The 25,242-nt window shown below is 57.9% G+C and carries 22 protein-coding genes; 13 read left to right on the top strand and 9 right to left on the bottom strand.

Annotation, left to right across the window (positions count from 1 at the left end; genetic code table 11):
• The first annotated feature begins 2 nt into the window (after positions 1-2).
• Together HA41_RS19915 and yjdN are read left to right on the top strand one after the other, a co-directional pair.
• Entirely contained in the window at positions 3-902 is a 900-nt protein-coding gene (locus tag HA41_RS19915) for a LysR family transcriptional regulator (protein WP_094122192.1), read from the top strand.
• Between the two features lie 75 nt (positions 903-977).
• Positions 978-1,415 (top strand): VOC family metalloprotein YjdN, encoded by a 438-nt coding sequence (gene yjdN / locus HA41_RS19920; protein WP_094122193.1) that lies wholly within the window; start codon positions 978-980, stop codon positions 1,413-1,415.
• 89 nt (positions 1,416-1,504) lie between these two features.
• On the opposite strand, the gene HA41_RS19925 is transcribed toward yjdN, so the two are convergent.
• The 3 genes from HA41_RS19925 to HA41_RS19935 form a co-directional block, all read right to left on the bottom strand.
• Positions 1,505-2,371 carry a nucleoside-specific channel-forming protein Tsx gene (locus tag HA41_RS19925; RefSeq protein ID WP_094122298.1) on the bottom strand — a complete coding sequence of 289 codons (867 nt, stop codon included), beginning with the start codon at positions 2,369-2,371 and terminating at the stop codon, positions 1,505-1,507.
• 277 nt (positions 2,372-2,648) lie between these two features.
• Entirely contained in the window at positions 2,649-4,004 is a 1,356-nt protein-coding gene (locus HA41_RS19930; protein WP_094122194.1) for a sensor histidine kinase, read from the bottom strand.
• Positions 4,001-4,660, bottom strand: a complete 660-nt coding sequence (locus tag HA41_RS19935) for a response regulator (protein ID WP_094122195.1) — start codon at positions 4,658-4,660, stop codon at positions 4,001-4,003. The genes HA41_RS19930 and HA41_RS19935 overlap by 4 nt, the downstream gene beginning before the upstream one ends.
• A gap of 398 nt (positions 4,661-5,058) precedes the next feature.
• Here HA41_RS19935 and HA41_RS19940 point away from each other — a divergent pair, with 398 nt between their 5' ends.
• The 3 genes from HA41_RS19940 to HA41_RS19950 all read left to right on the top strand — a co-directional run bounded on the left by HA41_RS19940 (position 5,059) and on the right by HA41_RS19950 (position 7,834).
• Positions 5,059-5,427, top strand: coding sequence for a helix-turn-helix domain-containing protein (locus tag HA41_RS19940; protein WP_094122196.1), 369 nt, complete (start codon positions 5,059-5,061; stop codon positions 5,425-5,427).
• A gap of 161 nt (positions 5,428-5,588) precedes the next feature.
• Positions 5,589-6,485, top strand: a complete 897-nt coding sequence (locus tag HA41_RS19945) for a LysR family transcriptional regulator (protein WP_094122197.1) — start codon at positions 5,589-5,591, stop codon at positions 6,483-6,485.
• 110 nt (positions 6,486-6,595) lie between these two features.
• The gene (locus HA41_RS19950; RefSeq protein WP_094122198.1) at positions 6,596-7,834 is read left to right on the top strand and encodes an MFS transporter; all 1,239 of its coding nucleotides are present in this window, start codon (positions 6,596-6,598) and stop codon (positions 7,832-7,834) included.
• A gap of 21 nt (positions 7,835-7,855) precedes the next feature.
• Here HA41_RS19950 and HA41_RS19955 read toward each other — a convergent pair whose 3' ends face one another.
• Together HA41_RS19955 and HA41_RS19960 are read right to left on the bottom strand one after the other, a co-directional pair.
• Positions 7,856-10,246: a glucose/quinate/shikimate family membrane-bound PQQ-dependent dehydrogenase gene (locus tag HA41_RS19955; protein ID WP_094122199.1), complete on the bottom strand. Its 2,391-nt coding sequence runs from the start codon at positions 10,244-10,246 to the stop codon at positions 7,856-7,858.
• Positions 10,247-10,522: 276 nt separating this feature from the next.
• Positions 10,523-11,122, bottom strand: a complete 600-nt coding sequence (locus tag HA41_RS19960; protein WP_094122200.1) for a hypothetical protein — start codon at positions 11,120-11,122, stop codon at positions 10,523-10,525.
• Positions 11,123-11,497: 375 nt separating this feature from the next.
• On the opposite strand from HA41_RS19960, the gene HA41_RS19965 reads away from it, so the two are divergent.
• Positions 11,498-12,739, top strand: coding sequence for an MFS transporter (locus tag HA41_RS19965; protein WP_094122201.1), 1,242 nt, complete (start codon positions 11,498-11,500; stop codon positions 12,737-12,739).
• A gap of 97 nt (positions 12,740-12,836) precedes the next feature.
• On the opposite strand, the gene HA41_RS19970 is transcribed toward HA41_RS19965, so the two are convergent.
• Positions 12,837-13,994 (bottom strand): Gfo/Idh/MocA family protein, encoded by a 1,158-nt coding sequence (locus tag HA41_RS19970; protein ID WP_094122202.1) that lies wholly within the window; start codon positions 13,992-13,994, stop codon positions 12,837-12,839.
• A gap of 278 nt (positions 13,995-14,272) precedes the next feature.
• Here HA41_RS19970 and HA41_RS19975 point away from each other — a divergent pair, with 278 nt between their 5' ends.
• The gene (locus HA41_RS19975; protein ID WP_094122203.1) at positions 14,273-15,178 is read left to right on the top strand and encodes a glucosamine kinase nucleotide-binding domain-containing protein; all 906 of its coding nucleotides are present in this window, start codon (positions 14,273-14,275) and stop codon (positions 15,176-15,178) included.
• 40 nt (positions 15,179-15,218) lie between these two features.
• Complete coding sequence (locus tag HA41_RS19980) at positions 15,219-16,334, top strand: ROK family transcriptional regulator (protein ID WP_094122204.1); 1,116 nt, start codon at positions 15,219-15,221, stop codon at positions 16,332-16,334.
• Between the two features lie 56 nt (positions 16,335-16,390).
• On the opposite strand, the gene HA41_RS19985 is transcribed toward HA41_RS19980, so the two are convergent.
• Both HA41_RS19985 and HA41_RS19990 read right to left on the bottom strand, forming a co-directional pair.
• Positions 16,391-17,482, bottom strand: coding sequence for an ABC transporter ATP-binding protein (locus tag HA41_RS19985; protein WP_094122205.1), 1,092 nt, complete (start codon positions 17,480-17,482; stop codon positions 16,391-16,393).
• Positions 17,483-17,494: 12 nt separating this feature from the next.
• Positions 17,495-18,094 carry a GNAT family N-acetyltransferase gene (locus tag HA41_RS19990; RefSeq protein WP_094122206.1) on the bottom strand — a complete coding sequence of 200 codons (600 nt, stop codon included), beginning with the start codon at positions 18,092-18,094 and terminating at the stop codon, positions 17,495-17,497.
• Between the two features lie 551 nt (positions 18,095-18,645).
• Between HA41_RS19990 and HA41_RS19995 the strand changes: the two genes are divergently transcribed.
• The 4 genes from HA41_RS19995 (at position 18,646) to HA41_RS20010 (ending at position 23,157) form a co-directional block, all read left to right on the top strand.
• Complete coding sequence (locus HA41_RS19995; protein WP_094122207.1) at positions 18,646-19,977, top strand: extracellular solute-binding protein; 1,332 nt, start codon at positions 18,646-18,648, stop codon at positions 19,975-19,977.
• A gap of 57 nt (positions 19,978-20,034) precedes the next feature.
• Positions 20,035-20,907 (top strand): carbohydrate ABC transporter permease, encoded by an 873-nt coding sequence (locus tag HA41_RS20000; RefSeq protein WP_094122208.1) that lies wholly within the window; start codon positions 20,035-20,037, stop codon positions 20,905-20,907.
• Positions 20,907-21,722, top strand: coding sequence for a carbohydrate ABC transporter permease (locus tag HA41_RS20005; RefSeq protein WP_094122209.1), 816 nt, complete (start codon positions 20,907-20,909; stop codon positions 21,720-21,722). The genes HA41_RS20000 and HA41_RS20005 overlap by 1 nt, the downstream gene beginning before the upstream one ends.
• A gap of 103 nt (positions 21,723-21,825) precedes the next feature.
• On the top strand, positions 21,826-23,157 hold the full coding sequence (locus HA41_RS20010; RefSeq protein ID WP_094122299.1) for a glycoside hydrolase family 28 protein: 1,332 nt from the start codon (positions 21,826-21,828) through the stop codon (positions 23,155-23,157).
• Between the two features lies 1 nt (position 23,158).
• On the opposite strand, the gene HA41_RS20015 is transcribed toward HA41_RS20010, so the two are convergent.
• Positions 23,159-24,229: a tartrate dehydrogenase gene (locus tag HA41_RS20015; protein WP_094122210.1), complete on the bottom strand. Its 1,071-nt coding sequence runs from the start codon at positions 24,227-24,229 to the stop codon at positions 23,159-23,161.
• 64 nt (positions 24,230-24,293) lie between these two features.
• On the opposite strand from HA41_RS20015, the gene HA41_RS20020 reads away from it, so the two are divergent.
• The gene (locus HA41_RS20020) at positions 24,294-25,235 is read left to right on the top strand and encodes a LysR family transcriptional regulator (RefSeq protein WP_094122211.1); all 942 of its coding nucleotides are present in this window, start codon (positions 24,294-24,296) and stop codon (positions 25,233-25,235) included.
• Positions 25,236-25,242 lie beyond the last annotated feature (7 nt).

Consider the following 25,242-nt stretch of genomic DNA (forward strand, 5'->3'; position numbering starts at 1 on the left):
CTATGACGGCCAACCTCAAACTTCACCAGTTGCGCGCCTTTGTTGACGTGGCGCGCCAGGGCAGTATCCGGGCCGCGAGCCGTCTTTCCGGGCTTTCGCAGCCAGCATTAACCAAATCGATTCAGGAACTGGAGCGTGAACTCGGCGCGCGATTGTTTATCCGCCGTCAGCAGGGCGTGGTCTTAACCGATATCGGTGATAACTTTTTTCGACATGCCAGCCTGGTGCTGGCAGAGCTGCGGGTGGCGCAGGAAGATATCCAGCAGCGGCTGGGGCTGGGCGGTGGTCAGGTGAACATCGGCGTCGGCGGCAGCGTGGCGCGCACCATCATGCCGCAGGTGATTAACCAGTTTCATCGTGAATACCCGCTGGTGAAGGTGCGCATTGTCGAAGGGCAACTGGTGTCGATGGTGCATGAGTTGCGGCAGGGCGCGCTCGATTTCACCATCAATACCTACGATCAAAGTCATCTCGATCAGGAGCTGATGTATGAGCGAATGATGGAGCGCGAGTACAAAGTGGTGGTGCGCAAGGGCCATCCGCTGGAGAAAGCCCGCTCGCTGGCCGAGTTACAGCAGGCGGACTGGACCATGCCGACCCCCAAAGGCAGCTACTATCGTTTACTGCACGATCTGTTTGACGAGCGCGGCATGGCACCGAAAATTGTGGTGACCTGCGAAACCTTTATGGCCTGCACCAGTCTGGTGGCGCAAAGCGATTTCATCAGTATTTTATCGGTGGATGTGATCGACGATCCGATTCTCGGCCGCTCGCTGGTGTCGCTGTCGCTGGACGAGCCGCTGCCGAAAGCGATCTTTTATCTGATTCAGCGTAAGGACACTGCACTGACGCCGATGAGCAGTTACATGGCGCAGTTATTTCGCCGTTATTGTCAGTGCTGACGGGCAGCGTTCTCTCATCGTCTACACTTGGTGTATTCGCGTAAATGTGAGTTCAACCCACAATCGGAGGTGACGATGCAAGTCTGTCCATATCTGTTTCTCTATGGTCGCTGTGAAGAGGCAATCGAGTTTTACCTGCAGGCCACAGGCGGGAAACTGCTGGAGAAAATGACCTTTGGCGATATGCCAGAGCAGGGCGAGCAGGTTGGCGATCAATCCGCGCCGCCACAGCCGCCGGAAAAAATCATGCACGCACATCTGCGTATCGGTCAGGGAGAGTTGATGCTGAGCGACGGCAACACGCAGAAGCCGCCCGCCTCTGATCATGCTGGCTATGCGGTGAGTCTCGCCACCACGGATGCAGAGCAGGGCAAAACCTGGTTTGAGAAACTGTCAGTGGGCGGCAAAGTGACGACCCCGTGGCAGGAGACGTTCTGGTCGAATGGATTTGCGATGTTTATCGATCAGTTCGGCATTCCATGGCGCATTAACGTAGTGAAGCCGCAGGAATAAAGGCAGGATGCAGGATCGGCGCCGGTCATTGCGGCGCCATTTTATTCGTCGTCTGAGCACGGCCAGCCTTGCAGCCAGCCGCCCGCTTATCAGAAGTTGTAACCCGCCACCAGGTAGTAACCCCAGCCGGTCGATTTCACTTCAAACGGACCGTTACCGAAGTTCAGCTCCTGCCCATCCGCCCACTGACCGCCATTGTGGAAGTAACGCGCCACGGCTGAGAAGTGCCAGTGATCGTAACCCAGCGACAGAATATGGCTGGAGGCGATAGAGTTGCTGGTGCGCGACGAACCGCCTTTCTCGTTGAGATCGGAACCCCAGTCAAAGTTGGTGAAGCCGACATAGCCAAGGTTACCGCCCCACAGTGTGGTGATCGGCACAAAGTATTTCACCTTGAAGCGATAGCCATCCCAGCTGTTCTCATTCGCCGCACCGTAGTTTTCCCACTGGTATTTGGCATAGACGTTCAGTGACAGGCCTACATCGCTGTGGGTATCGATATCGGTGCCCAGACCCATATACCAGGTATTCTGGCGGTTGTCGCTGTTGCGGCCCATGTCGTAGATGTAGTTGTTGGCGAAATACCACTCTTTGAACGGACCAAACGCCAGACTGGTGCCGGTCAGTTTGTCGATGGAGAAGCGCGGTTCAATCTCCATAAACATCGGGGAACCGTGGTCAAAGATACCGTTGGCGTTGCTGTTACCCGCGCCGAAGAAGTTGGTCAGATCGAGATAACCGTAGAAATCGAACCAGTCTTTTTTGGCAAACGCTTCATATTCCAGATAAACGTCGTTGTTAAACTGCGGCCCGAAGCGCGTGTGGTAGCTGCCCACCACGTTTACGCTCTGATGCCACCAGTCGGACAGATATTGCGGATCGCTATCAGCGGCTTGCGCAACACCCGTCCAGGAACATGCCAGTACGGCACCTGCTATCAACGTTTTGAATTTCATTATCATTAACCACATGCTTTTGACCGCTGCACAGCAGGCGCAGTCAGAGAGAAGTCGATCCCGGGGAGGGGAGTGAGTTATTCAGGACATAACAGCCAGTTTTCAGCTCGCGTAGCGTGCCTGCAACATAGCGATAGAAAATAGATTTTGCTCACGTTTGTCAAAAAGTGTTGCATTACAATTCAGTGAAAATGTGATGCACTTCACAATAATGGCGGTGATCGAACGGAACCAGGCAACCGTTTACGTTGTCTGGTTCGCGATCAAACGTGTGGGATCAGGGAAAAGTGACGCGGACCTGCAAACCACAGATAGCACCCTGTGGCGTCAGGCAGTTGGAAAGGGCAACATGAATCTGATGCTTCTGCGCAACGCTGCGCACAATCGATAAACCCAGACCGCTGCCCTGCGCTTTTACATCCGGTGAACGGGTGAAACGGTCAAAGGCGCGTTCAATAAAGGATTCCGGCATACCCGGTCCGTTATCGACGATATCCACTACCGTCTGGCCTGCGACCCGATGCAGCAGAACATCCACCAGGCTCCCTTCCGGCGTGTGCAACATGGCATTACCAATCAGGTTGTCGAACAGGCTACGCAGTTCAGAGCGGCTGGCCTGCAGCCGGTACTGGGTCGAGCCGTTAAAGCCGATATCGATGCCGCGTTTATCCGCCACCACCATTAACTGCTCAATGCTCTCTTTCAGCAGATCTTCCAGTTCAATCTGCTCAATGCTGGCCACCACGCTTTGATCCTCCTGACGGGAGACGTTCAGCAACTGGGTCACCAGATGACGGGTACGCGTCACGCCCGCTTCGAGCTGACTGAACTGCCGGCTGGCCTCGCCCGGCTGAATATGCTGACGCAGATTCTCCAGCTGCAGCGTGACAGCGGTGACCGGGGTACGCAGTTCGTGAGCGGCATCCTCCAGGAACTGCCGCTGGGATGACCAGGCCTCGCGCAGCTTATTCAGCAACGAGTTATAAGCGGCGACCAGCGGCAGGATCTCATCCGGCAAGCCTTCCGGTGAGACATTGTGCGGATGATGCGTCTCCTGCGCCGCGATCTGCCGCGAGGCGACCTGCAGATCGCGGGTGATCTTCCGCACCACCAGCCAGATCACCAGCAGCGACAGCGGCATCATCAGGATCAACGGAATGATCGCCGACAGCGCCCGTTTCACCATCAGTGCTTTCATGTAGCTGAGGTTGTGCATCACCTGAATGGTCTTGATCTCACTGCCAGGCTGACCCGGTCGGGTGTAGATACGCCATTCGCAGTCATCACAATGTCCCACATCGACATCACGGTAACCGCGCTGGGCTTGCAGCGGCGCGTGCAGCTCCGGCCACGAGCTGGCACGCAGCCGGCCCTGGTTGTCCCACAGCTGCACCACAAAATCGCTCTTCGCCTTGTCAGGCGGAATGAGCATCGGCATCAATGCCGGCATCTGCTTATTAGTCGACCAGGCATCAGCAATTTTCGACAGCTGATCGTCTTTCATGGTGCCAACCATATCGCCATAGCAGCTGAAGAAATACCAGGTGACGCCGCCAATCATCAGCAGATGAATAATCAGCAGCGTACTGAGTAATTTGTTGCGTAATGAACGCATAAAGGGGAAAGGTGTCATATCGCCGGCACCCGCCAGCCCAGCCCGCGCACATTGCGAATCGCGTCGTTATCCAGCTTGCGGCGCATCCCGTGGATCAGCACATCAACCGCGTTACTGCTCACCTCATCGCCCCAGCCGTAGATGCGATTCTCCAGCTGTTCGCGAGACAGAATCGCGCCGGGACGCTCCAGTAAGGCATAAAGCAGAGCGTATTCGCGCGCGGTCAGCTGTTCGCGCTGGCCCTTATAGAGCACTTCGCGCGTCATCATATCCAGTTGCACATCGCCGCTGCCCAGCACCGAATCCGCCGCGCCGTGGCGACGTCGGGTAATCGCCCGCATCCGCGCCAGCACTTCCTGCAGATCAAAAGGTTTAAGCAGGTAATCGTCAGCGCCGCTGTCGAGCCCCTGTATCCGCTGCGCCACCGTATCGCGCGCAGTCAGGATCAGCACCGGCGTAGAATCGCCGCGCCCGCGTGCCCGGCGCAACACCTGTAATCCGTCATCACGCGGTAAGCCGAGATCCAGCAATACGCAGCTGTAGCCGCCTTCGCTCCAGGCGTTATGGGCATAAACGCCATCGCGTACCCAATCCACCGACCAGCCCGCGCCCTCTAAAGCCTGCTGCAGGTTTGCGCCGATCATTTCATCATCTTCAACCAATAATACCCGCATGGCTGATCTCCTTCGTAAAGATGGGAGAGAGTTTATCCATCAATTGTTAGGCCAGAATTATCCGCCGTCATTCCGCCGTCATACTTCGTACTACAGCGGCGTTGGCTGCGACTCGCCGCCTTGCTGTAGCACGCATTATTTTGGCGAATCGGGTGTTACTTAACACAAATTAGCCTGGCGGATTTGCCAGGGACTTAACGCAAATTATTTTACCGGACTGCCGGGATCACTTAATGCTTATTATTCAGGTAAGTTGCTGCCGTTATCTGACCGATTAAGGGGGCCGCAGGCCTGAATCTGGCGGTTGCTAATTCTGCGCTAATTTTCTGCTAATTAAGGGATAAATTTAACCGGGTAAAGTGGGTTCACTGCACATCAGCGTATATCAGGAGGAACCCATGAATCAGCGCGAGTTTATTCGGAGTTTGCTGGAATGGATAGAAAACAATCTGGGACACGATCTGCATCTGGATGAGGTGGCACGTCGCTCTGGCTATTCCCGCTGGCATCTGCAACGGCTGTTTCGCCAGCATACCGGATTTTCACTGGCGGAATATATCCGGCAGCGAAGGTTAACCGAATCTGCGCTGTCGTTGCTGAGCAGCAATGAAGCGATATTGCAGGTCGCCATGAACTACGGGTTCGACACCCAACAAGCCTACACCCGCACCTTTAAAAACTATTTTATGATGACGCCAGGCCAGTTACGCCGCCAGCGCCGGGTCGAGCCGGATCGGTTACTGTTTCCGCTGGCCATGGCCAGTTGATGCCTGTGATGGCCTTCCCGCCAGAGAAAAGTGCGGGAAGGTACGATACGTACTGCTCCGTTGTCTGATTCAGTCCCCTCTTTTTGCTGATCTGCCGCCGTAAGCTGCCCCGAACATGCTAGTTTGATGCCAGAATCCTCAGGGTATCGGAGCGGTAACGCATGGAAAACAGTGCTAATTTAACCGCCATGCTGGTGTTTGCGCGGGTGGTGGAACTCCAGAGTTTCAGTGAAGCAGCGCGGGCGCTCGGCTGGTCTAAATCCCACGTCAGCCGGGAAATCTCCCGTCTTGAGCTGCGACTCGGCATCCGGCTGTTGCAGCGCACCACCCGGCGACTGGCGCTGACGGAGCTCGGTCAGGCTTACTATCCCTATTGCGTCCGGATGCTGGCGGAAGTGCAGCGGGCAGATGCCTTTGTCCAGCAACTGCATCAGCAACCGGCCGGCAATGTACGTCTGCAGGCTCCGGTGACCTACGGCTGTCAGTGCGTGGTGCCGGTGCTTAATCGCTTTCTGCGCCGCCATCTGCACATTAACGTCGACCTCGAACTGACCGACCGTAACCACGATCGGCTGGATGAGCAGGTGGATGTGGCCATCGTGATTCGATCCCGGCCACCGCAGCAGGGGCATTTTCGGGTGATAAGCGACATTGAGTGGGGATTGTATGCGGCACCGGGTTATCTGGCGCAGCGGCCTGCTATCGATCATCCTGAGATGCTGCCTCGCCATGACCTGCTGCTGTTTCATGGACCGGCGCACACCGCCGCGCTGCCGTTTCGCCGCGACAAGCAGCGGCTGGCACTGGATGTCCGCAGCCGTTTTCGTGCCAATAACAGCATGGCGCTGCTGAACGCGGCACTGGCGGGCAGCGGCATCGCCTATCTGCCCTCCTATATGGCGCAGGAGGCGGTCGCCCGTGGTGATATTCAGCAACTGCTGCCGGAGTGGCAGATGGATCGGCTGCAGAGCTATTTGTTGCTGCATGACACGCTGCAGCCCGCTTCACCGGTCAGCTTATTATGCGACACGCTGATCGCCGCGCTGGTCAGCGGCTGATTGTTGCTGTATCGCAACAGTCAGCGCCACAAAGTAACTATCGCACCGCTACTGTTGTTATCTGACGCGCCTGGTTAGCCTGTATCCCTGATCAATGACGGGATATCTTTATGCAACAGCCAGCAGAAAAAGCAGAATTTCAGCACTGGAAGCGCAACTTATGGGTCTGTGTGCTGGGCTCGTTCAGCACCATCGTGGCGATGACGCTGCTGCTGCCGTTTTTACCGCTCTATGTCCAGCAGCTTGGCGTGCAGCAACCCGCCGCCATTGCGCGCTGGTCGGGGCTGGCCTATGGTGCCACGTTTTTCAGCGCGGCGCTGACCGCGCCACTCTGGGGCAGACTGGCTGACCGTTATGGTCGTAAGCTGATGCTGATCCGCGCCAGCCTCGGGATGGCTATCGCTATGTCACTGATCGGCATGGCGACCGCGCCCTGGCAGCTGGTGGCGCTGCGTCTGCTGGCGGGTTTGCTGGGCGGTTACGCCTCCGGTTCGACCATTCTGGTGGCGGCGCAAACGCCCAAAGGCCAGACCGGCTGGGCGCTGGGGGTATTATCCTCTGGTATTATGGCGGGCAACGTGGTCGGTCCGCTGCTGGGCGGCGTGCTGCCGCCGCTGATCGGTATTCGCCAGACCTTCTGGTTAACCGGCGCGGTGATTTTTATCGCCTTCCTGGCGACCACTTTTCTGCTGAAAGAGCAGCCACGCGCCGCTGCCTCGCCACGGGAAGATTCTGCCCCAGCGCCAGCCGCAACTCCGGTCAATCAGCGGCGGGTCCGGCTGATGTGGCTGTCGGGCATGTTGCTGATCTTCGCCACGATGTCGATTGAACCGATTATCACCCTTTATGTCGGCGAGTTTGTCTCGGGTAACCACCAGATAACGCAGGTCGCCGGGCTGGTGATGTCGGCTGCCGCGCTGGGGACGGTGATCGCCGCGCCGCGGCTTGGACGGCTGGCTGACCGCATTGGTCACTGGCGGGTGCTGACGGCGGGTTTAGTGGTGAGTGCGCTGCTGCTGATCCCGCAGGCTTTTATTACCGCCGCCTGGCAACTGGTGTTGCTGCGTTTTCTGATGGGAATGGCGCTGGGCGGACTGTTGCCGTGCATCACCGCCATTATCCGGCACAGCGTGCCGGGCTCGCAGGTCGGACGGATGCTGGGCTATTCGACGTCGGCCCAGTATATCGGCCAGGTGACGGGCCCGCTGTTCGGCGGTCTGGTCGGGGGAACGTTTGGGATGCGGCCGGTGTTTCTGGCGACCAGCGTGGTGATGCTGCTGTGCGGATGGCTGAACGGGCGGGCGATGAAAAATAGCGCGATCAAAAAAGGCGGACCGGAGTCCGCCTGATGTTAACCGCTGATGACAGGGTTATTTCTGGTCTGGCAGCGCGTAAGCAATCACATAATCGCCCAGTTTGGTGCCAAACGAGCCGTGACCACCGGCCGCGATGACAACGTACTGCTTGCCATTCGCTTCATAGGTCATTGGCGTCGCCTGACCACCGGCTGGCAGACGTGCCTGCCACAACAGCTCACCGGTATCGGTGCTGTAAGCACGCAGGTAGTTATCGGCAGTCGCACCGATAAAGAACACTTTACCGGCGGTGGTGATCGGACCGCCCAGCATCGGCATACCCATTTTGAACGGTACCGGTACTGGCGCGCTGTCGCGGGTGGTACCAATACGCTGTTTCCACACCACGTTGTTGGTCTTCAGATCCACCGCAGAGACGTAACCCCACGCTGGCTGTTTACACGGCAGACCAAACGGTGACAGGAACGGGTTCAATTCAACACCGTAAGGTACGCCATACTGCGGCTGAATACCGGTTTCGGTGCCGGATCCGCCTTCAGCGCCTTTCGGCGGCTCAATCGGGTTGCCTGGACCACGGGGAATCAGCTTCGAGACAAACGGCAGCGCCATTGGGTTAGCAATCGCGATCTGACGATGTGGATCGACGGCGATGCCGCCCCATTCGAACATACCGAGGTTACCCGGGAACACCAGCGTACCCTGCTCAGATGGCGGGGTGAACGGACCTTCATAGCGCAGACGCTTGAAGATCACGCGGCACACCAGCTGATCGTACATCGTCGCGCCCCACATATCCTTATCCGTCAGGTTCTGTTTCGGACGGAAGGTCAGCTCAGAGTAGGGCTGTGTGGCGGATACGTGATCACCTTTCGCCGCACCCTGCGGAACAGGCGTTTCAGGAGCCGGAACCACTGGCTTGCCGGTACGACGATCCAGCACAAAGATGTTACCGGTTTTCGCCGGCGCATAAATCACCGGTACGGTATTGCCCTCTTTGTCGGTGATATCAGCCAGCGTCGGCTGTGACGGCAGGTCCATATCCCACAGATCGTGGTGAACGGTCTGATAGGCCCAGACCAGCTTGCCGGTCGTGGCGTTCAGCGCCAGCACGCTGCTGGCATAACGTTCCTGTTCTGGCGTGCGGTTACCGCCCCAGATATCTGGCGTAGTAACACCCATCGGCAGATAGACCGTATCCAGTTTCGGATCGTAGACCGCCGGTGCCCATGAGTTCGGGGAATTCATGGTGAAGGTGTGTTCATCGGCCGGAATCGCGTTAGGATCTTTCGCGCCCGGATCGAACACCCACAGCAGTTTACCGGTATTCACATCAAAACCACGAATCACGCCTGACGGCTCGCGGGTTGAGTAGTTATCGGTCACCGCACCCGCCATCACGATAGTGGTGTTGGTAATCACCGGCGGTGAAGTCGGCTCATACTGACCAGGCGTGGTCACGGGTTGTTTGTGTTGCAGATCCAGCTCGCCGTTGACGCCGAATGACGGGCAGCGTTCGCCGGTTTCCGCATCCAGCGCAAACAGACGACCATCGTTGACCGGCAGGTAGATGCGACGTGAGCAGAGCGCAGGCTGGCTGTTGGCTGCATCGGCCGCGGCCGGCACTTCATGATAAGAGACGCCGCGACAGGTGACGTGCTGGAAGGTTGGATTGACCTTCATGCCCGGATCAAATTTCCACTTCTGTTTGCCGGTGGCCGCGTCCAGTGCAAACAGGATCTGGTGTGGCGAGCAGAGGTAGAGGGTGTCGCGGATTTTAATTGGCGTCACTTCATCGGTGATTTCACCCGGATCGTTGGCGGTTTTTAAATCACCGGTCTGGAACTGCCAGGCAACCTGCAGCTCTTTAACGTTCTGATGATTAATCTGCTTGAGCGGAGAGAAGCGGGTTCCCTGCTGATCGCGTGCATAAGCCGGCCAGTCACCGTCAGGAATGTTGCTCAGCGGTTGTGCCTGCGGGGCATTGTCAGCGGTTTCCGGCAGCGTCCCGTTGATGACCTGCGGATCGTTGAACACGGCGTAAGCCAGTACCACCGCGCTGGCGATCAGCGCCACGGCCATAGCACCCAGCGGACCCTTGCCAACATTGTGCAGGCTGCGCCAGACAAAAGGCAGTACCAGCCAGACGCCAAAGATCACCAGCACATCGGTACGCGGTGCCAGCGCCCAGAAGTCAGTACCGACTTCCCAGACGCCCCATGCCAGCGTAGCCAGCAGCAGCAAAGCGTATACCACCAGCGCGGCGCTGTTACGACGCCACAGCAGGAAAGCGGTGATCAGCATTGCTGCCCCGCCGACGATGTAATACCAGGAACCACCAATGGCGGCTAACCAAATACCGCCAATCAGCATAAACGCACCCGTCAGCACTGCGAACAGTACCGTCAGGAAACGAATTACGCCAAAAGATGAGGAGTTTTTCCCCATAATATCGACCTCGTTTCGTTGCCATAAAACACACGAAAACAACCAGATAGGTTGTCTTCAGTTATCAAGTACAAATGATGAAGGGTGTTCTTAAATCTCTCTTCCGCTAAGTCAGACGATCCCTTTGTGTTAAATGTTATAGCAAAATTAGATCAAGGTTTGACTTTTTTAGCTTAAATCGCTTTACATACGAAGCCATACGACATTTTATGGGGGGTTATGAGACGTTAAGCGCACCACCATGTGCCCTTAACGCCGGAAGGCAGGATTAGTGAATCAGCAGCTAATAAGTTCGCCATCCGAGCGTTGTTGTTGCCAGCCGCTGATATTAATCTCAGCGAATTGCTCCGCCGTTAAACCCGGCGACTGACTGCGTACAATGACTTCTGCCCCTTTTGCCCGAAACGAAGCCATAAAATAAGGGAAGGTGAATTTTTGATAATTATCTTTAAAGAACGGTTCGCTTAAAACAATACCGGAAAAGGGGAACGATTCCAGTAATCGCCAGTCGGCACCGGGGGGGGCGAAATCATACAGCCAGAAATTAAATTTCTCGGTTAATTCAAGCAGTGACGCGCCGTGCGCCACTAAACTGCGATAGTTAATCCCTACCCGTACACGCGGGTCCTGTAAATGCATATAGGCCTCCGGCAGGGCAATCATTCCCTGTAAACGAATATCCTCAACCGGAATAATCATTAATGCTGCTTCAGTAGCAATGTGATTGTGTAGTGAAATAATGTTGTGTGTATTAAGTATATTACTGCTGTCCTGAGTGTGTTGAAGATAGGGAACACTATAGCAAATGCCAGCGACTTGCCGCTCAACATGATGGATAGGTTCAGTCACATAGGGGTTATATAAACTGTTTTTCATTATCTCTATGAAATGCAATATAAAAGGTGATGTTGATAATTATTGATATAAAAAGTCGCATTTTTCTGAATGCGTGAATAAATATAGATCAACTGCTTATTCCAAATCACCCCTTTGTTGCCGGAAAAAGTAAATAAAGCCGATATAAAAGAGAAAATTATTCCTTTGGCATCTGATGATCACCTGGAATACATTCAACAGTAAGGACCAATAGGCTGGTAATTATCAGGGCAGATCCCGATGAGACCCGCTGGCCGTGTGGGCAGGCAAGGCTGGCACGGCCGGTTCGCGCATCCTGACCCTCATCATGCCGTCAGACTGCACCAGTAACACCGCGCAACAACGCGGGAATCATCACTTAATATGGGATAGAACATGGGATTGATGGCACCGGCAGCAGAAGAGTCGCTGTGGCGACACCGGACGTTTGTCGCATTCTGGCTGGCACGCACCTGCTCGTCGTTTGGGTTTCAGATGTTTTCAGTAGCGATCAGCTGGCAGATTTACGCACTGACCAACAGTGCGCTGGCGTTAGGCATGATCGGTTTGATGCAATTTCTTCCCTCAGTGTTGCTGGCACTGCCGGCCGGACATCTGGCTGATCAATACGATCGGCGGCGTATCGTGCTGCTCGGTCAGCTGGTGGAGTTTGCCGCGTTACTGGGGCTGGTGGTACTGACGCTGTTTCATTCGGTCGATAAAACCGCCTTGTGGGGGCTGGTGTTTATGATTGCGGTCGCCAAAGCGCTGGAGTGGCCCGCCATGTCCTCGATGCTGCCATCACTGGTGCCGCCGTCGATTCTGGCGCGCGCGATGGCAATGAACTCGGTAGGCGGGCAGGCGGCGGTGATTGTCGGACCGACCCTTGGCGGACTGCTCTACGTGGCCGGTCCTGAGGTGGTCTATGGCGTCTCCGGGCTGTTCTATTTTATCTCGCTGACGCTGGTCGCCCTGCTGCGCTATCAGCGACCCAGCCAGCCACGGCTGCCGATGAATATGAAGAACCTGTTTGCCGGGATTCACTTCATCCGTGAGCGCAAAGATGTGCTGGGGGTAATCTCGCTTGACCTGTTTGCGGTGCTGCTGGGCGGCGCCACTGCGCTGCTGCCGATCTTTGCAAAAGATATTCTGCACACCGGCCCCTGGGGATTAGGGATGCTGCGCGGTGCGCCGTCGGTGGGCGCGCTGCTGGTGGGTATCTGGCTGAGTCGTCACAAACTGGACAAGCATGTCGGCATGATTATGTTCGGATCGGTGGCCGGTTTTGGTGTCGCGACGCTGGTGTTCGCACTCTCCAGCCAGCTCTGGCTATCGCTGCTGGCGCTGGCCGCGCTGGGCGGGTTTGATATGGTCAGCATGGTGATTCGCGGCGCGCTGGTGCAGCTCGATACGCCGGATGCGATGCGCGGGCGGGTCAATGCGGTGAACGCCATTTTCATCAACACTTCCAATCAGCTGGGGGAGTTTGAGTCGGGGCTGCTGGCGGCCTGGCTGGGTGCGGTACCGGCAGTAGCGATTGGCGGCATCGGTACGCTGGTGGTGGTGGCGCTGTGGATGAAGCTGTTTCCGCATTTACGGCGGCGTCAGAAGCTGGAGAACGAGGTCGATCCGGCATAAAAAAACCGGCCCAAAGGCCGGTTACAATCTGGATCCAGTCATACCACTAGTCACAGCCTGTGGGGCGACGGGGGAGGCCGACCCGCAGGTGGGGCCATCAGGCCCCGGTTTTTCCCAGGTTGGCGTCAAATGTTTGCCAGCTTTCACGCATGTCCACTACGCTGCGGGTTTTGCGCGCCTCATCGATTTTTATGGCGGTGAGGCCCGCTTCCAGCGCGTCCACCACTGAAACTTTCAGCGGTGTTCCCTGTTTAATGTGTTTGACGATCTCTTCCGCCATCAGCGCGTCAGCGCCGTAGTGGCCATCGTAAGCATTGCCGCTGTAGGCGGTATCGATCTCTTTCTCGCCGCTGCGCGCGTTGTGAACGCGGAAGTAGTTACGGACGAAATCACCTTCTGCCATGCCGTCAGTGCCGATCACGCAGAAACGGCGGAACTCATCCGGCACGTTGAGGTTGGCGTGAAAGGCGAGGGTGGCACCGCCGGCATATTCAATCAGCGCGGTCTGGTAATCGACAATGTCGGCATCACTGTCGAATACCGCATCGGTGCTGGACCAGCCACTGGGCTTGATGTGGTAAACCTCTGCGTCGGCGGTTACCGCACCCTGTGGCGCATGGGCCGGCGTAAAGGATTTGCGGCCACCAAAGCTGGCGACCCGCACCGGACGCTGCTGCATTAAGCCCTGATAGAGGTCGATGTCGTGGCAGCATTTTTCCAGAATATAGGGGCCAGCGTACTTTTCCAGCCGCCGCCAGTCGCGCTGGAAGAAGGCACCGTGATACGGCTTGATATGTTCCGTGGCTTCAATCGAAGTGATCTCGCCCAGCCGGCCGGCGTCACGCGCCGCCAGCAGATCGTGATAGAGCGGGGAATAGCGCAGCACCAGACCGACCAGAATGCGCGCCTCGCCATACTGCCGCACCAGCTTCGCCATCTCCATGGTCTGCTGTTCGTTGATCACCACCGGCTTTTCAGTAAACACGGTGTAGCCCGCTGCCAGCGCCTGGCCGACATGCTCAAGGTGCAGAAAATTGGGTGAGCCGACCAGCACTACATCCATTCCGCCGTGCTGCAACAGTGCCTCAATCGAGTCAAACGACTGGCCAGGATTGATAGCGAAGCTGTGCAGATTAGGCAGTCCGGCAGGTGCCGGGTCGTAATAACCCACTACCGAGAAGGCGTCGTCGGCGTTGTTAAACTCTTTAATCACGTGGGACAGACGAAAGCCGAGACCGATAATGCCTACTTTCATGTTAAACCCCTGATGCTGAATTCGGATGACGCAGAGCCCGCCCGTCGCCCGGCGCGGCTGTTGATAATCTGACCATCAACTTATTACGACAGAAAAACTAATGTCAATATCTGCCTGCGCGTTTTGCGAGGTGGTTTTTTGTTATCTTTATGTAAATTAACAAAAAACATCCAGAATTTTATTGCCATATTTATTTGTTATTGCGATTTAAGTTTTTTTACCCTATCGTTCGCTGATGATGGCAACAACTCTTAATCAGTGGAGGCGGGAGGAAGCGCGTGCAATCACACTATCTCCTTGGTATTGATGGCGGCGGCACCCAGTGCCGTGCGCGGTTAACCGACCTTCAGGGTACGGTGCTGGCGGAAGCCACGGGCGGACCCGCCAACGTCTGGTCGCAGTATGAGGCGGCGCTGGCCTGCGTTGAACAGCTGATTGACCGGATATTTTCGCTGGCCGGATTAACGCCGCAGGCGCTGGCACAGACCTCACTGGTAGCCGGATTAGCCGGTGCTAACGTCGCGTCGGTACAGGCGCGCCTCTCCGGCTGGCAGCCTGCCTGTGCCGCATTGCAGGTGGTCAGCGATGTGGAAATCGCCTGTGCGGGCGCGCACGCCGGGCAGCCTGGCGCGGTGTTTATTATCGGCACCGGCAGTCAGGGCGCCGCCTGGGATGGCGAGCGCTTCACGCTGCTGGGTGGCTGGGGCTTTGCGCTTTCCGATCAGGGTTCCGGCGCGGAGCTGGGTCGCCGGGCGCTGCGTCTGGCACTGCTGGCCCATGAGGCGATGGTTGAACACAGCGCCCTGACGCAGCAGCTGATGGCACAGTTTGATCACAGTCCGGAAGCCATGCTGCTGTGGACCCGTACCGCCGCGCCTGCCGACTGGGCGCACGTGGTCCCGCAGATTTTTGCGGCGGCCAGTGCCGGTGATGACCATGCGCAGGCGTTGCTGCAGCAGACTGCGGCCGATATCGGCATGATGGTGCGTCGTCTCACCGCGCTGAGCAATGGACGGGTCGCACTGATGGGCGGCCTGGCCGTGCCGGTTCACCGCTGGCTGGCGACCGATATTCAGACCCGGCTGGTCACGCCGCTGGGTGACGCGCTGAGCGGAGCCTTAACGCTCGCCCGGACGCAGGCTGCCGGCGACCAGCCCGCTCCCTTTATCCCATCACTGACCTGAAGCCGGTTCCCCAGCGTCAGTGCGTCAATCCGAGGAATTTATGACCGCTCCCAACGTGACTGCACGCATCCTGCGGTTGATTGTTGAAAACGCGCCGATTAGCCAGTCCGACCTGAAAGTCCGCAGCGGGCTGAGCATGTCGACGGTTTCGCAAGCGACCAATCGCCTGCTGGCACAAGAGATTGTGCAGGAGCTGGGACTGCGTCGCGTGTCGATGGGGCGGCCAAAGACGCTGCTCGGACTCAATCCCGATCGGGCCAGCGTCATCGGTATCCAGCTCAACGCGGAGCGTAACCTGATCGTCATGACCGATCTCAGTGGCAATTTACTGGGTGAACAGCAGATGCCGCCGGGCACTATGACGCCACGCCAGCTCGGTGATGCGCTGGCGAAATTTCTGCGCGGGGTGGAAGAGAAGCGGGTCGGGGCCATCGGGCTGGCGTTATCGGGACTGGTGGACGCCGAAAATGGCTACTGCATCCGCTCGAAGGTGCTCGACTGGGATAACGTTCCGATTGCCCGCCAGCTGGAGGAACGCTTCTCGCTGCCGGTGTTTATCGAGAATGATGCCAATGCGATGGCAATGGCGGCACTGGTGTTTGGCCAGCTTGGCACTGCCCAGTCGGCGGTAATCGCCACTTACGGCAAAGGAATTGGTGCCGGGATCATCCTCAATCGCCAGCTCTATCGCGGTCGCCACGGCAAAGCGGGCGAGATCGGTAACGGGCTGGTCGGGGATGGCTCGCTGCGCCTGCTGGAAGATGTGGCCTCCTCACGCGCGATTTTACAACGGGTAGCGGAAGACGAACTGACCACGCTGACCTTACAGGCGCTGGATCAGCGCCCGACGCCTGAGGTACTGGCGGCGCTGGAAGAGGCGGGACGCGAATTAGGGATTTCGCTGGCGAACCTGTCGGTGGCCTACGATCCGGATGTGGTCTATCTGGCGATGGAGCCGCATATGGCGTCACGCATTCTGCTCGATCACATCACCCAGAGCTTTCAGGCTTACCGGCTGAAACTGACGCCGCACATGACGCCGCTGCAGTTTCTCACCGAATCAAACCGGATGTGGGCACTCGGCGCAGCCGGCTTTGCGGTGAATCGTCTGCTGGACCTGCTGGCCGCCCAGGCGGATGAAGAGCCGGTCACCTGAGATGGCCTGCCAGCAAAACGGGCGCCGAAGCGCCCGCTGATTGCAACCTGTTCGCCTTAACGCAGGCGTAATCCCTGCTGATCAAACAGCAGGCAGTGCGCGGCGGAAATCCCCAGTTCAACCTGCGCCCCCAGTTCACGCTGATGCGCCTCACGCTCTTCCACCACCAGCATCTGTTCCCGGCCAATATCGAGATAGAGATAGTTGGTGTGTCCCAGCCTCTCGCCATAGGCCAGCTCGCCGTGAAAGCGGTGTGCATCCGGCGTCTGCGCGGCGGGCTGAAAGTGTTCCGGACGGATGCCGAGCGTCACGATTTGCCCTTCCTGGCACGGCGCGGCGATGTTCAGCACCAGGCCATCCAGCTTCAGTTCCGGCAGCCGCAGCTGCACTTTACCGTCTCCGACCGCCGCGATCTCCGCCGACAGGAAGTTCATCTTCGGCGAGCCGATAAAACCGGCGACAAACAGGTTATCCGGATCATGATAGAGCGTCAGCGGCGCGCCAACCTGCTCAATCCGGCCCTGCCGCAGCACCACGATCCGGTCCGCCAGCGTCATCGCTTCCAGCTGGTCGTGAGTCACATAGATCATGGTATTACCCAGCGAGGCGTGCAGCCGGGCGATCTCAATCCGCATCTGCAGACGCAGCTCGGCATCAAGATTTGAGAGCGGTTCATCGAACAGGAAGATGCGCGGATGACGAATAATCGCCCGGCCAATCGCCACGCGCTGGCGCTGCCCGCCGGAGAGGGCGCGGGGCAGCCGGTCAAGCAGTTCGGTCAGGTGCAGACGGGCGGCGGTCTGCTCAATGGCCTGGTTAATCTCCGCCTTTGATTTCTTCATCACCTCAAGCGGATAGGCCAGGTTACCGCGCACCGTCATGTTGGGGTAGAGCGCATAGGACTGAAACACCATCGCAATGCCGCGCTCGGTGGCGGGCTGTTGCGTCATGTCTTTTTCCTCAATCAGCAACTGCCCGCTGCTGATCTCTTCCAGCCCGGCGATCATCCGCAGCAGCGTCGATTTACCGCAGCCGGATGGCCCGACAAAGACCACAAACTCCCCGCTGTTGATCGTCAGATCGATGCCATGAATCACATTAACGTGTTCGTAAGACTTCTTCACATTCTGCAAGCGCAGGCTGGTCATCGGCTACCTCACTCAGAGTAACTGGCCCATGTAGATGGCATTGCTGCGCATAATCGGGGTGAATCCCATGCGCTGATAGAAGGCGCAGACCTGCTCGTTTTGCAGGCTGACGCCAAGATGTACGCCGCTGACGCCCGCTGCCCGCAGCGCCGCCAGTTGATGCTCAATCATTTTGCGGCCCCAGCCGCCTTTTTGCGCCGCCGGTAACAGATTGATATGCAGGTGAGCAGGCCACTGAGTGACCAGCGCGTCAGCCGCGCGATCGGGATGGCGAATGGCGTCGAGTATTTTGCCGTCGAGCGGGGCATCGGCGTGGCGTTGCTGATAATGCTGCTGTAGCAGCGGCCACCATTGCGCCTCCAGCTGCGCCTCGAAGGCGCGGGTATCGGGCGCGGCGACCACATAGCCCCGCACCTCACCGCCGATCTCCAGCACAAATGCAAAATCGGGTGCGAAGCGCGCATAGGGCACGGCAAACCGCTGGCCGGGATAGTCGGGATCGGAGTAGAGCGCCCGGGCATCTCCGCCCGCATCCGCGGTTTCCAGGCAGATGCGGTAGAGCGCCGGATAGTCCGCCGGGGTCGCCGGACGAATGACACCTTGATTCGCCATGGTGAGTTCTCATGAGTGGATGAAGGGGACAGTGACAGAGGCTGCCCGCCGATGAAAGTTACGTTAATGAAAGTGGACTTAGTTTTCAAGATAGAATAATTACCTTATCGCACTAACCCCCCTGGTTCAGCAAACTTTACCCGTTTCTCGCTTCACAACTGTGATCGCCAACACGCCCGGTGCACGGCGCTTGTCTGTGCGCCGACGGCTGAAAAAAACAGTAAACTGTGAGCGTGATAGGATTTTCATATGCTTTATCAGTCAGTTATTTTGTCAGCATGGCCCTGGTATATCATGCTGCGTCAAGGCTTCTTCAGCGGCACTCAACGTGGCAATCCTTCACCCGGCCAGCGCAAACGGCTGATTTTACGCGCAGACTGCTGTTTATTTGCGCGCGCTCACAGGGTTGCAATTTCACCGGCCGGCTGTTTGACTTTATTTTTTTATTAAAGTAAGTATGAGTGAGTGCATTTTCTATGCGGCTTCAGTCTGCGGGATGGCAGGCGGTGAGATGAAGGGATGCCGATCCTGGTCTGGAGAAGGTGAGCATAATGTCTGTTTCCTCAGTTGGTTTGTTCCGGGTTTGCAGTCTGGGTCGGCTTTTGGCGGCGGGCTTGCTGGCGGGCAGCGTTGCCCACGCCGCGCAGGCCGCCGTTACCCTGAATGAGTGGGATATCTATAACTATCCGCAGCAGACCGCGGCAGTGGATGAGGGTATCAAAGCGTTCACGCAGCAGAATCCGGGCATCGTGATCAACCGCTCGGTTCACTCGTTTGAAGATACGCGTATTCCGCTCAAGCTGGCACTGACCGCAGGCGACGGTCCCCAGATCGCCCAAGTGAATCAGGGCGGTGGCGATATGGGATCGCTGGTCAAAGATAAGCTGCTGGTGCCGCTGGATAGTTACGCCAGCGCAGATGGCTGGACTACCCGCTTCCCCGACTCGATCCTCAAACGCAACCGCTGGTCAGACAGCGGCGAGTTCGGCAGCGGCAAACTGTACGGCGTTGCCAGCCTCGGCGAAATGGTCGGACTCTACTACAACAAAGCGTTGCTGGATAAAGCCGGCATTGCGGTACCGAAAACCCTGGCTGAACTCGAGCGCGCGATGGCGAAGCTGAAGCAGCAGGGCACCGCGCCGATGATGCTCGGCCTGCTGGATGGCAACATGGGCCAGCAACTGCTTAGCACCCTGTGGCAGGCGCAGATTGAAAGCCATGACCGCAAGACGCTGGATAACCTGATCTACGACGTCGGCGGCAGCTTCAAAGATGACAAACTGGTTAAGGCCGCCAGCATGATGAAGAGCTGGACCGATAATGGCTACTTCTTCCCTGGCTTCCAGGGCATCGGACACGATGATGCCGCCACGCTGTTCCAGAACAATCAGGCGGCGTTCCTGGTGAGCGGTACCTGGTATCTCGGCCAGTTTAAAGATAACAAAGATATCCATTTTGCCGCGATGCCAGCGGGTGAGGGCGTGAAACAACCGCTGATGGTCGGCGGTACCGATCTGGCTTTCTCGGTGACCAGTACCGCGAAGAGCAAAGAGCAGCAGGATGCGGCGGCAAAATTCATCAACTATATGGTGTCGGATGCGATGGCAGACCGCTGGCTGAAGGTGGGCTTCCTGCCCGCCAGCACCAACAAAGCCGCCAAAATGCCGGCGGACAATCCGCTGCTGGCGGAGGCGTATCAGGTGTGGCTGACGCTGAATGACTATGACGGTTTAGGCCACTACGTTGACTGGGCGACGCCGACCATGAATGCCGAACTGAACCAGAACGTGCAGTTGCTGCTGGCCGGGCGTCAGACTGCCGATCAGATGGTCGCCAATTTCGATAACAACTATCAGCGTTACCTGAAAACCCTGAAACACTAAGCCGGTGGCCCGGCGCACCGCCGGGCCTGAGCGTCGTTCTGAGCCACGAGTACGGTTATGTTGAATTTAAGCGGTTGGCGTAATTTTCTCTATGTTCTGCCAGCGGTGCTGGTCTATGCGGTGTTTCTGCTGTTGCCGCTGCTGGCCTCGCTCGGCATCAGCTTCACCGAATGGGACGGCACCTCGCTGCCAGTGTTCAGCGGCGTCAGTAACTATCTGCGGATGTTCAGCGATCCGGTGTTCTGGATCGCGCTGGGCAATAACGCCATCCTGATGCTGTTCTACACCCTGTTGCCGATTAGCATCGGTCTGCTGCTGTGCAGCTTTTTGTATGACACCCGCAACAACAGCGAACGCAGTGTGCTGCGCATCCTCTTCTTTCTGCCCTATATCATGCCGATGGCGGTGCTGGGCGTGGTATGGCGCTGGCTCTATAACCCGGCGTTTGGCCCGATCGATCAACTGCTGCGGGCTATCGGTTTGCCGCAGCTGGCGATGTCGTGGCTGGGTGATTTTACCTGGGCGCTGCCGGCGGTCGGGTTGGTCGCCACCTGGTACTTCTTCGGCTTCTGTCTGGTGCTGTTTATGGCGGGCCTGCAACGGATGGACCCTTCGCTGCTGGAAGCGGCCGATCTGGATGGGTCGTCGCGTCGCCAGAAGTTTATGCGCATTACCCTGCCAGGCCTGCGGCCTGAGGTGCGGATTGCCCTGTTGCTGACGGTGATCGCCAGCCTGAAAGCCTTTGACCTGGTCTATGTGATGACCCAGGGCGGGCCGGGCACGTCGACCATGGTGACCAATATCTTTATGTACAAGCAGGGGTTTGACCTGCACTACTTTGGCTATGCCTCGTCGGTAGCGGTGTTCAGCATGCTGATTGTATTAGGGATTAACTACCTGATTCACCTGGCCTTAAAGGAGCGGTACTGATGCGGAGTACGCCGGTGATTTCACGCGCGCTGATCTGGATCGTGGCGCTGATGACCATTCTGCCGTTTCTGATGGCGCTGATGACCTCGTTCAAAACCCAGATGGAGCTGTTTCAGGGCGTCTTTACGCTGCCCGCCTCGCTGAATTTTAAAAATTACCTCACCGCCTGGCAGCAGGGCCATTTTAATGTCTACTTCCTCAACTCGGTGCTGGTGGTGATCCCGGTGGTGCTGTGCAGCGTACTGCTGGGGATTCTGGCCGGATTTGGCTTCGCCTGGCTGAAGATCCCCGGTAAAAAAGCGATCGCGGCGATGCTGGCGCTGGGCATGGTGCTGCCGAGCGAGGCGTTTATCATTCCGCTCTATCACGAGCTGCGCTGGATGGGGCTGACCAACACCTATCTGGCGCTGATCCTGCCGCAGATTGCGCTGTCGCTGCCGTTCACCACTCTGATGATCGCCAGTGCTTTTCAGCAGGTGCCGAAAGAGCTGGTGGAAGCGGCGGTGATGGATGGGGCCTCGCGGGTCAAAATTCTGTGGGGCATTCTGGTTCCGGCGATCTGGCCGACGCTCTCCACGCTGGGTCTGCTGCTGTTTATCTGGACCTGGAACGAGTTCCTGATCCCGCTGATTCTGGTCAATAAAGATGAGCTGCGTACCCTGCCGATTGGCATGATGTTTTTTCAGAATAAAAACACCATCGACATTCCGGTGCTGATGGCGGGCGCGATGATTGTGATTATGCCGCTGGTGGCGGTGTTCCTGATTTTCCAGCGCAAATTTATCAGCGGTGTGACCGAAGGTGCCGTGAAGTAATTTGTGAGCGTCGGCACGGAACGGCGTAATGGCGACCAGACAAAGGTTTGCTGCGCCGCAACGTGCTGCAATTCCTCCTCCTCAATCCTGCGGGAGACGCATGATGCACCTTTCCCTTGCCGATTTTCATCCTGCCGCCGACGGCGAAACGCTGGATACCGAGCGGCTGCAACGCGCCATGGACCAGATTGCCGCGGCCGGTGGTGGCCGCCTGACGCTGCCTGCCGGACGTTACCGCAGCGGCTGTCTGACTCTGCCCTCTGATTTTGAACTGCGCCTGGAAGCGGGGGCGGTGTTGATCGCCAGCCAGCGGCTGGCCGATTATCAGCCTGTACAGGCGCTGAGCAGTGCCGAGAAGTCGCACAACGTGCTGCTCTACGCCCTGGGCCAGCGCAACATTACTCTCAGCGGCACCGGTCGCATTGATGGCGATGGCGAAGCCTGGTTTGCCGCCGAACGTGATGAGCAGGGCTATCGTCTGCCGCGTGCCGACCGCCCGCGCATCATCGTTTTTGAAGATTGTGAGCAGGTGAGGCTGGAAAATTTCACCATCGTGCAGGCCCCGATGTGGACCGTGCATCTGGTGAGCTGCCGTCATGTCCACATTGACCACCTCACCATCGACAACGCCATGACCATGCCGAACACTGATGCGCTGGACATCGACAGCTGCGAGGCGGTGTTTGTCAGTAACAGCTACCTCAGCGCCGCCGATGATGCCATCTGCATCAAGACCACCCATAAACCAGCGGCACTGCGGCGTCCGGCCCGCCAGATTATGATCACTAACTGTCTGCTGCGCAGTTACAGTTGCGCCTTTAAGATCGGCACCGAAACCTGGGATGATGTGGAAGATGTGACGGTGACCGGCTGTACCATTTTCGATTCCAATCGGGCGATTGGCATTCTGTCACGCGACGGCGGGGCGATGCGGCGTCTGCTGTTCAGCAATCTGACCTTTGCCTGTCACCATGCGCCGCCGTGCCACTGGGGTAAAGCCGACCCGCTGTTTATCTCGGTGCGCCATCGCGATCCGGCGATGGCGCCCGGTATCGTGGAGCAGGTGCAGTTCAGTAATCTGACGGGCATAGCCGAAGGGGCGATTAACCTGCATGCAGCGCAGCCGGGCTGGATCCGCGATGTGTTAATCAGTCAGGTGCAGCTGCGGCAAAGCGTGGCGCAGGTCACGCAGGGTCAGTATGACATCCGGCCGCCGTGTAATCCCGATTCACCGACCGGCATGGGGCTGGATAACGCCTATAAGCTCGATCCGAAAACCGGTGAAGCGTTCGGGGTTGAGCGTTATCCCGGCGGTCTGCCGGGACTGTTTGCGCGTGGCGTGGAGAACCTGCAGTTACACAACCTGGCGATCGTGCGGCCGGAACCGTTACCGCCAGGCTGGCATCCCGATAGCGTGGTGCAGTTGCCGGACTAACTCACAGCGCGGCGGCGATGGCACTGCCGAGCTGTTCGGTGCTGGCGCTGCCGCCGAGATCGCGCGTCAGGTGCTCGCCGGCGGCCAGCGTGCGTTCAATCGCATCTAACACCGCGTCACCCGCCGCTTTGTAGCCCAGATGCTCCAGCATCATCGCGCCGCACCAGATCTGTCCAATCGGGTTGGCGATGCCTTTACCGGCGATATCCGGCGCGGAGCCGTGTACCGGTTCAAACAGGCTGGGGAAGAGGCCTTCCGGGTTAATATTGGCCGACGGCGCGATACCGATGGTGCCGGTACAGGCCGGACCGAGATCGGAGAGGATATCGCCAAACAGGTTACTGGCGACCACCACATCAAACCAGTCCGGATGCAGCACGAAATTGGCGGTGAGAATATCGATGTGATACTTATCGACGCGAACCTCGGGGAACTGACCGGCCATCGCCTCCACCCTGCTATCCCAGTAAGGCATGGTGATGGCAATACCGTTCGATTTGGTGGCGGAGGTGAGGTGTTTTTTCGGACGGCTCTGTGCCAGCTGGTAAGCAAATTTCAGGATGCGATCGACACCGGTGCGGGTCATCACCGTTTCCTGGATCACCACCTCGCGCTCGGTGCCGGGGAACATGGTGCCGCCCACGCTGGAGTATTCACCTTCGGTATTTTCGCGCACCACATAGAAGTCGATATCACCCGGCTGGCGGTTGGCCAGCGGCACTTTAACGCCTGGCATCAGGCGCACCGGACGCAGATTGACGTATTGATCGAACTCGCGACGGAACTGCAACAGCGAGCCCCACAGCGAAACGTGGTCGGGGACCACCTCCGGCCAGCCGACCGCGCCAAAGTAGATGGCATCAAACGCTTTCAGCTGCGGAAACCAGTCGTCAGGCAGCATCTTGCCATGCTGCTGCCAGTAGTCGGCGCTGGCGTAATCAAACCACTCCCAGCGCAGCGGAATGTTGAATTTTTCCGCCGCCGCATTCATCACGCGGACGCCTTCCGGCATCACTTCTTTGCCGATACCGTCGCCAGGAATTACCGCAATACGATGGATTTTATCAGTCACAGGGCACCTTTCCGGTTGATGTTCGAATTGTGTACGCAGTATAACTGTCGATTCCGGGGAAATAATGAGCCTGAAACGCAATCCAGTGTTGAATCAAAGTAGAGAATCCCGCACCTCCACCGATGACCTGGCTTTCTTCGTGCGGCTTGCCGCGCTGGACAGCCTGACCGCCGCTGCCCGTGAACTCGGGCTATCGCTGGCCGCCGTCAGTAAACGACTGAGCCAGCTGGAGCAGCGGCTCGGGGTACAGCTGCTGCGTCGTACCACCCGTCGGCTGGAGCTGACGCCGGAAGGACGCCGCTATCTGGCGGGCGCGCGTCCGTTGCTGGATCAGCTGGCGGCGCTGGAAGAGGCAGTGAGCGGCGAGACGGCGCAGCTGCGCGGCACGCTCAACATTAACGCCTCGTTTGGTTTTGGCCGTCGCCATATCGCCCCCTGCGTTTCAGCGTTTGCCGCGCTGCATCCACAACTCTCACTGTCACTGCAGCTCACCAGCCAGCCGCTCAATTTTCTCGATGCGCATATGGACATTGATATCCGGGTCGGCGAACCGCCCGACTCGCGGCTGGTGGCGCGTAAGTTACGCACCAATCCGCGTATTCTCTGCTGCTCTCCGGCCTACGCGGCACGGCATGGCCTGCCGGAGACGGTGCGCGATCTGGCGCAGCACAACTGTATTCTGCTGCGCCAGCACGACAGCGATTTTACCTTGTGGCGGCTGACGTGCGGTGAGCAGAGCCTTAGCCAGAAGGTGCGGGGCAGTCTGATTACCAATGATGGCGAAGTGGCGATGCGGCTGGCGATGGATGGACACGGCATTCTGCTGCGTTCGTGGTGGGATGCGCAGCACAGCATTGACGCGGGCGATCTGCTGCCAGTGCTGCCGGACTGGCAGGCACCGGATGGCGATATTTTCGCGGTCTGGCAGGCGCAACGCCAGCTGCCTGCGCGCATCAGCGCTTTCGTCGCGTTTCTGCAACAGCAGCTGCAACCGGTCGGGGCGTGAACCCACG

Source organism: Pantoea conspicua (assembly GCF_002095315.1).
In the GTDB taxonomy this organism is placed as follows: domain Bacteria; phylum Pseudomonadota; class Gammaproteobacteria; order Enterobacterales; family Enterobacteriaceae; genus Pantoea; species Pantoea conspicua.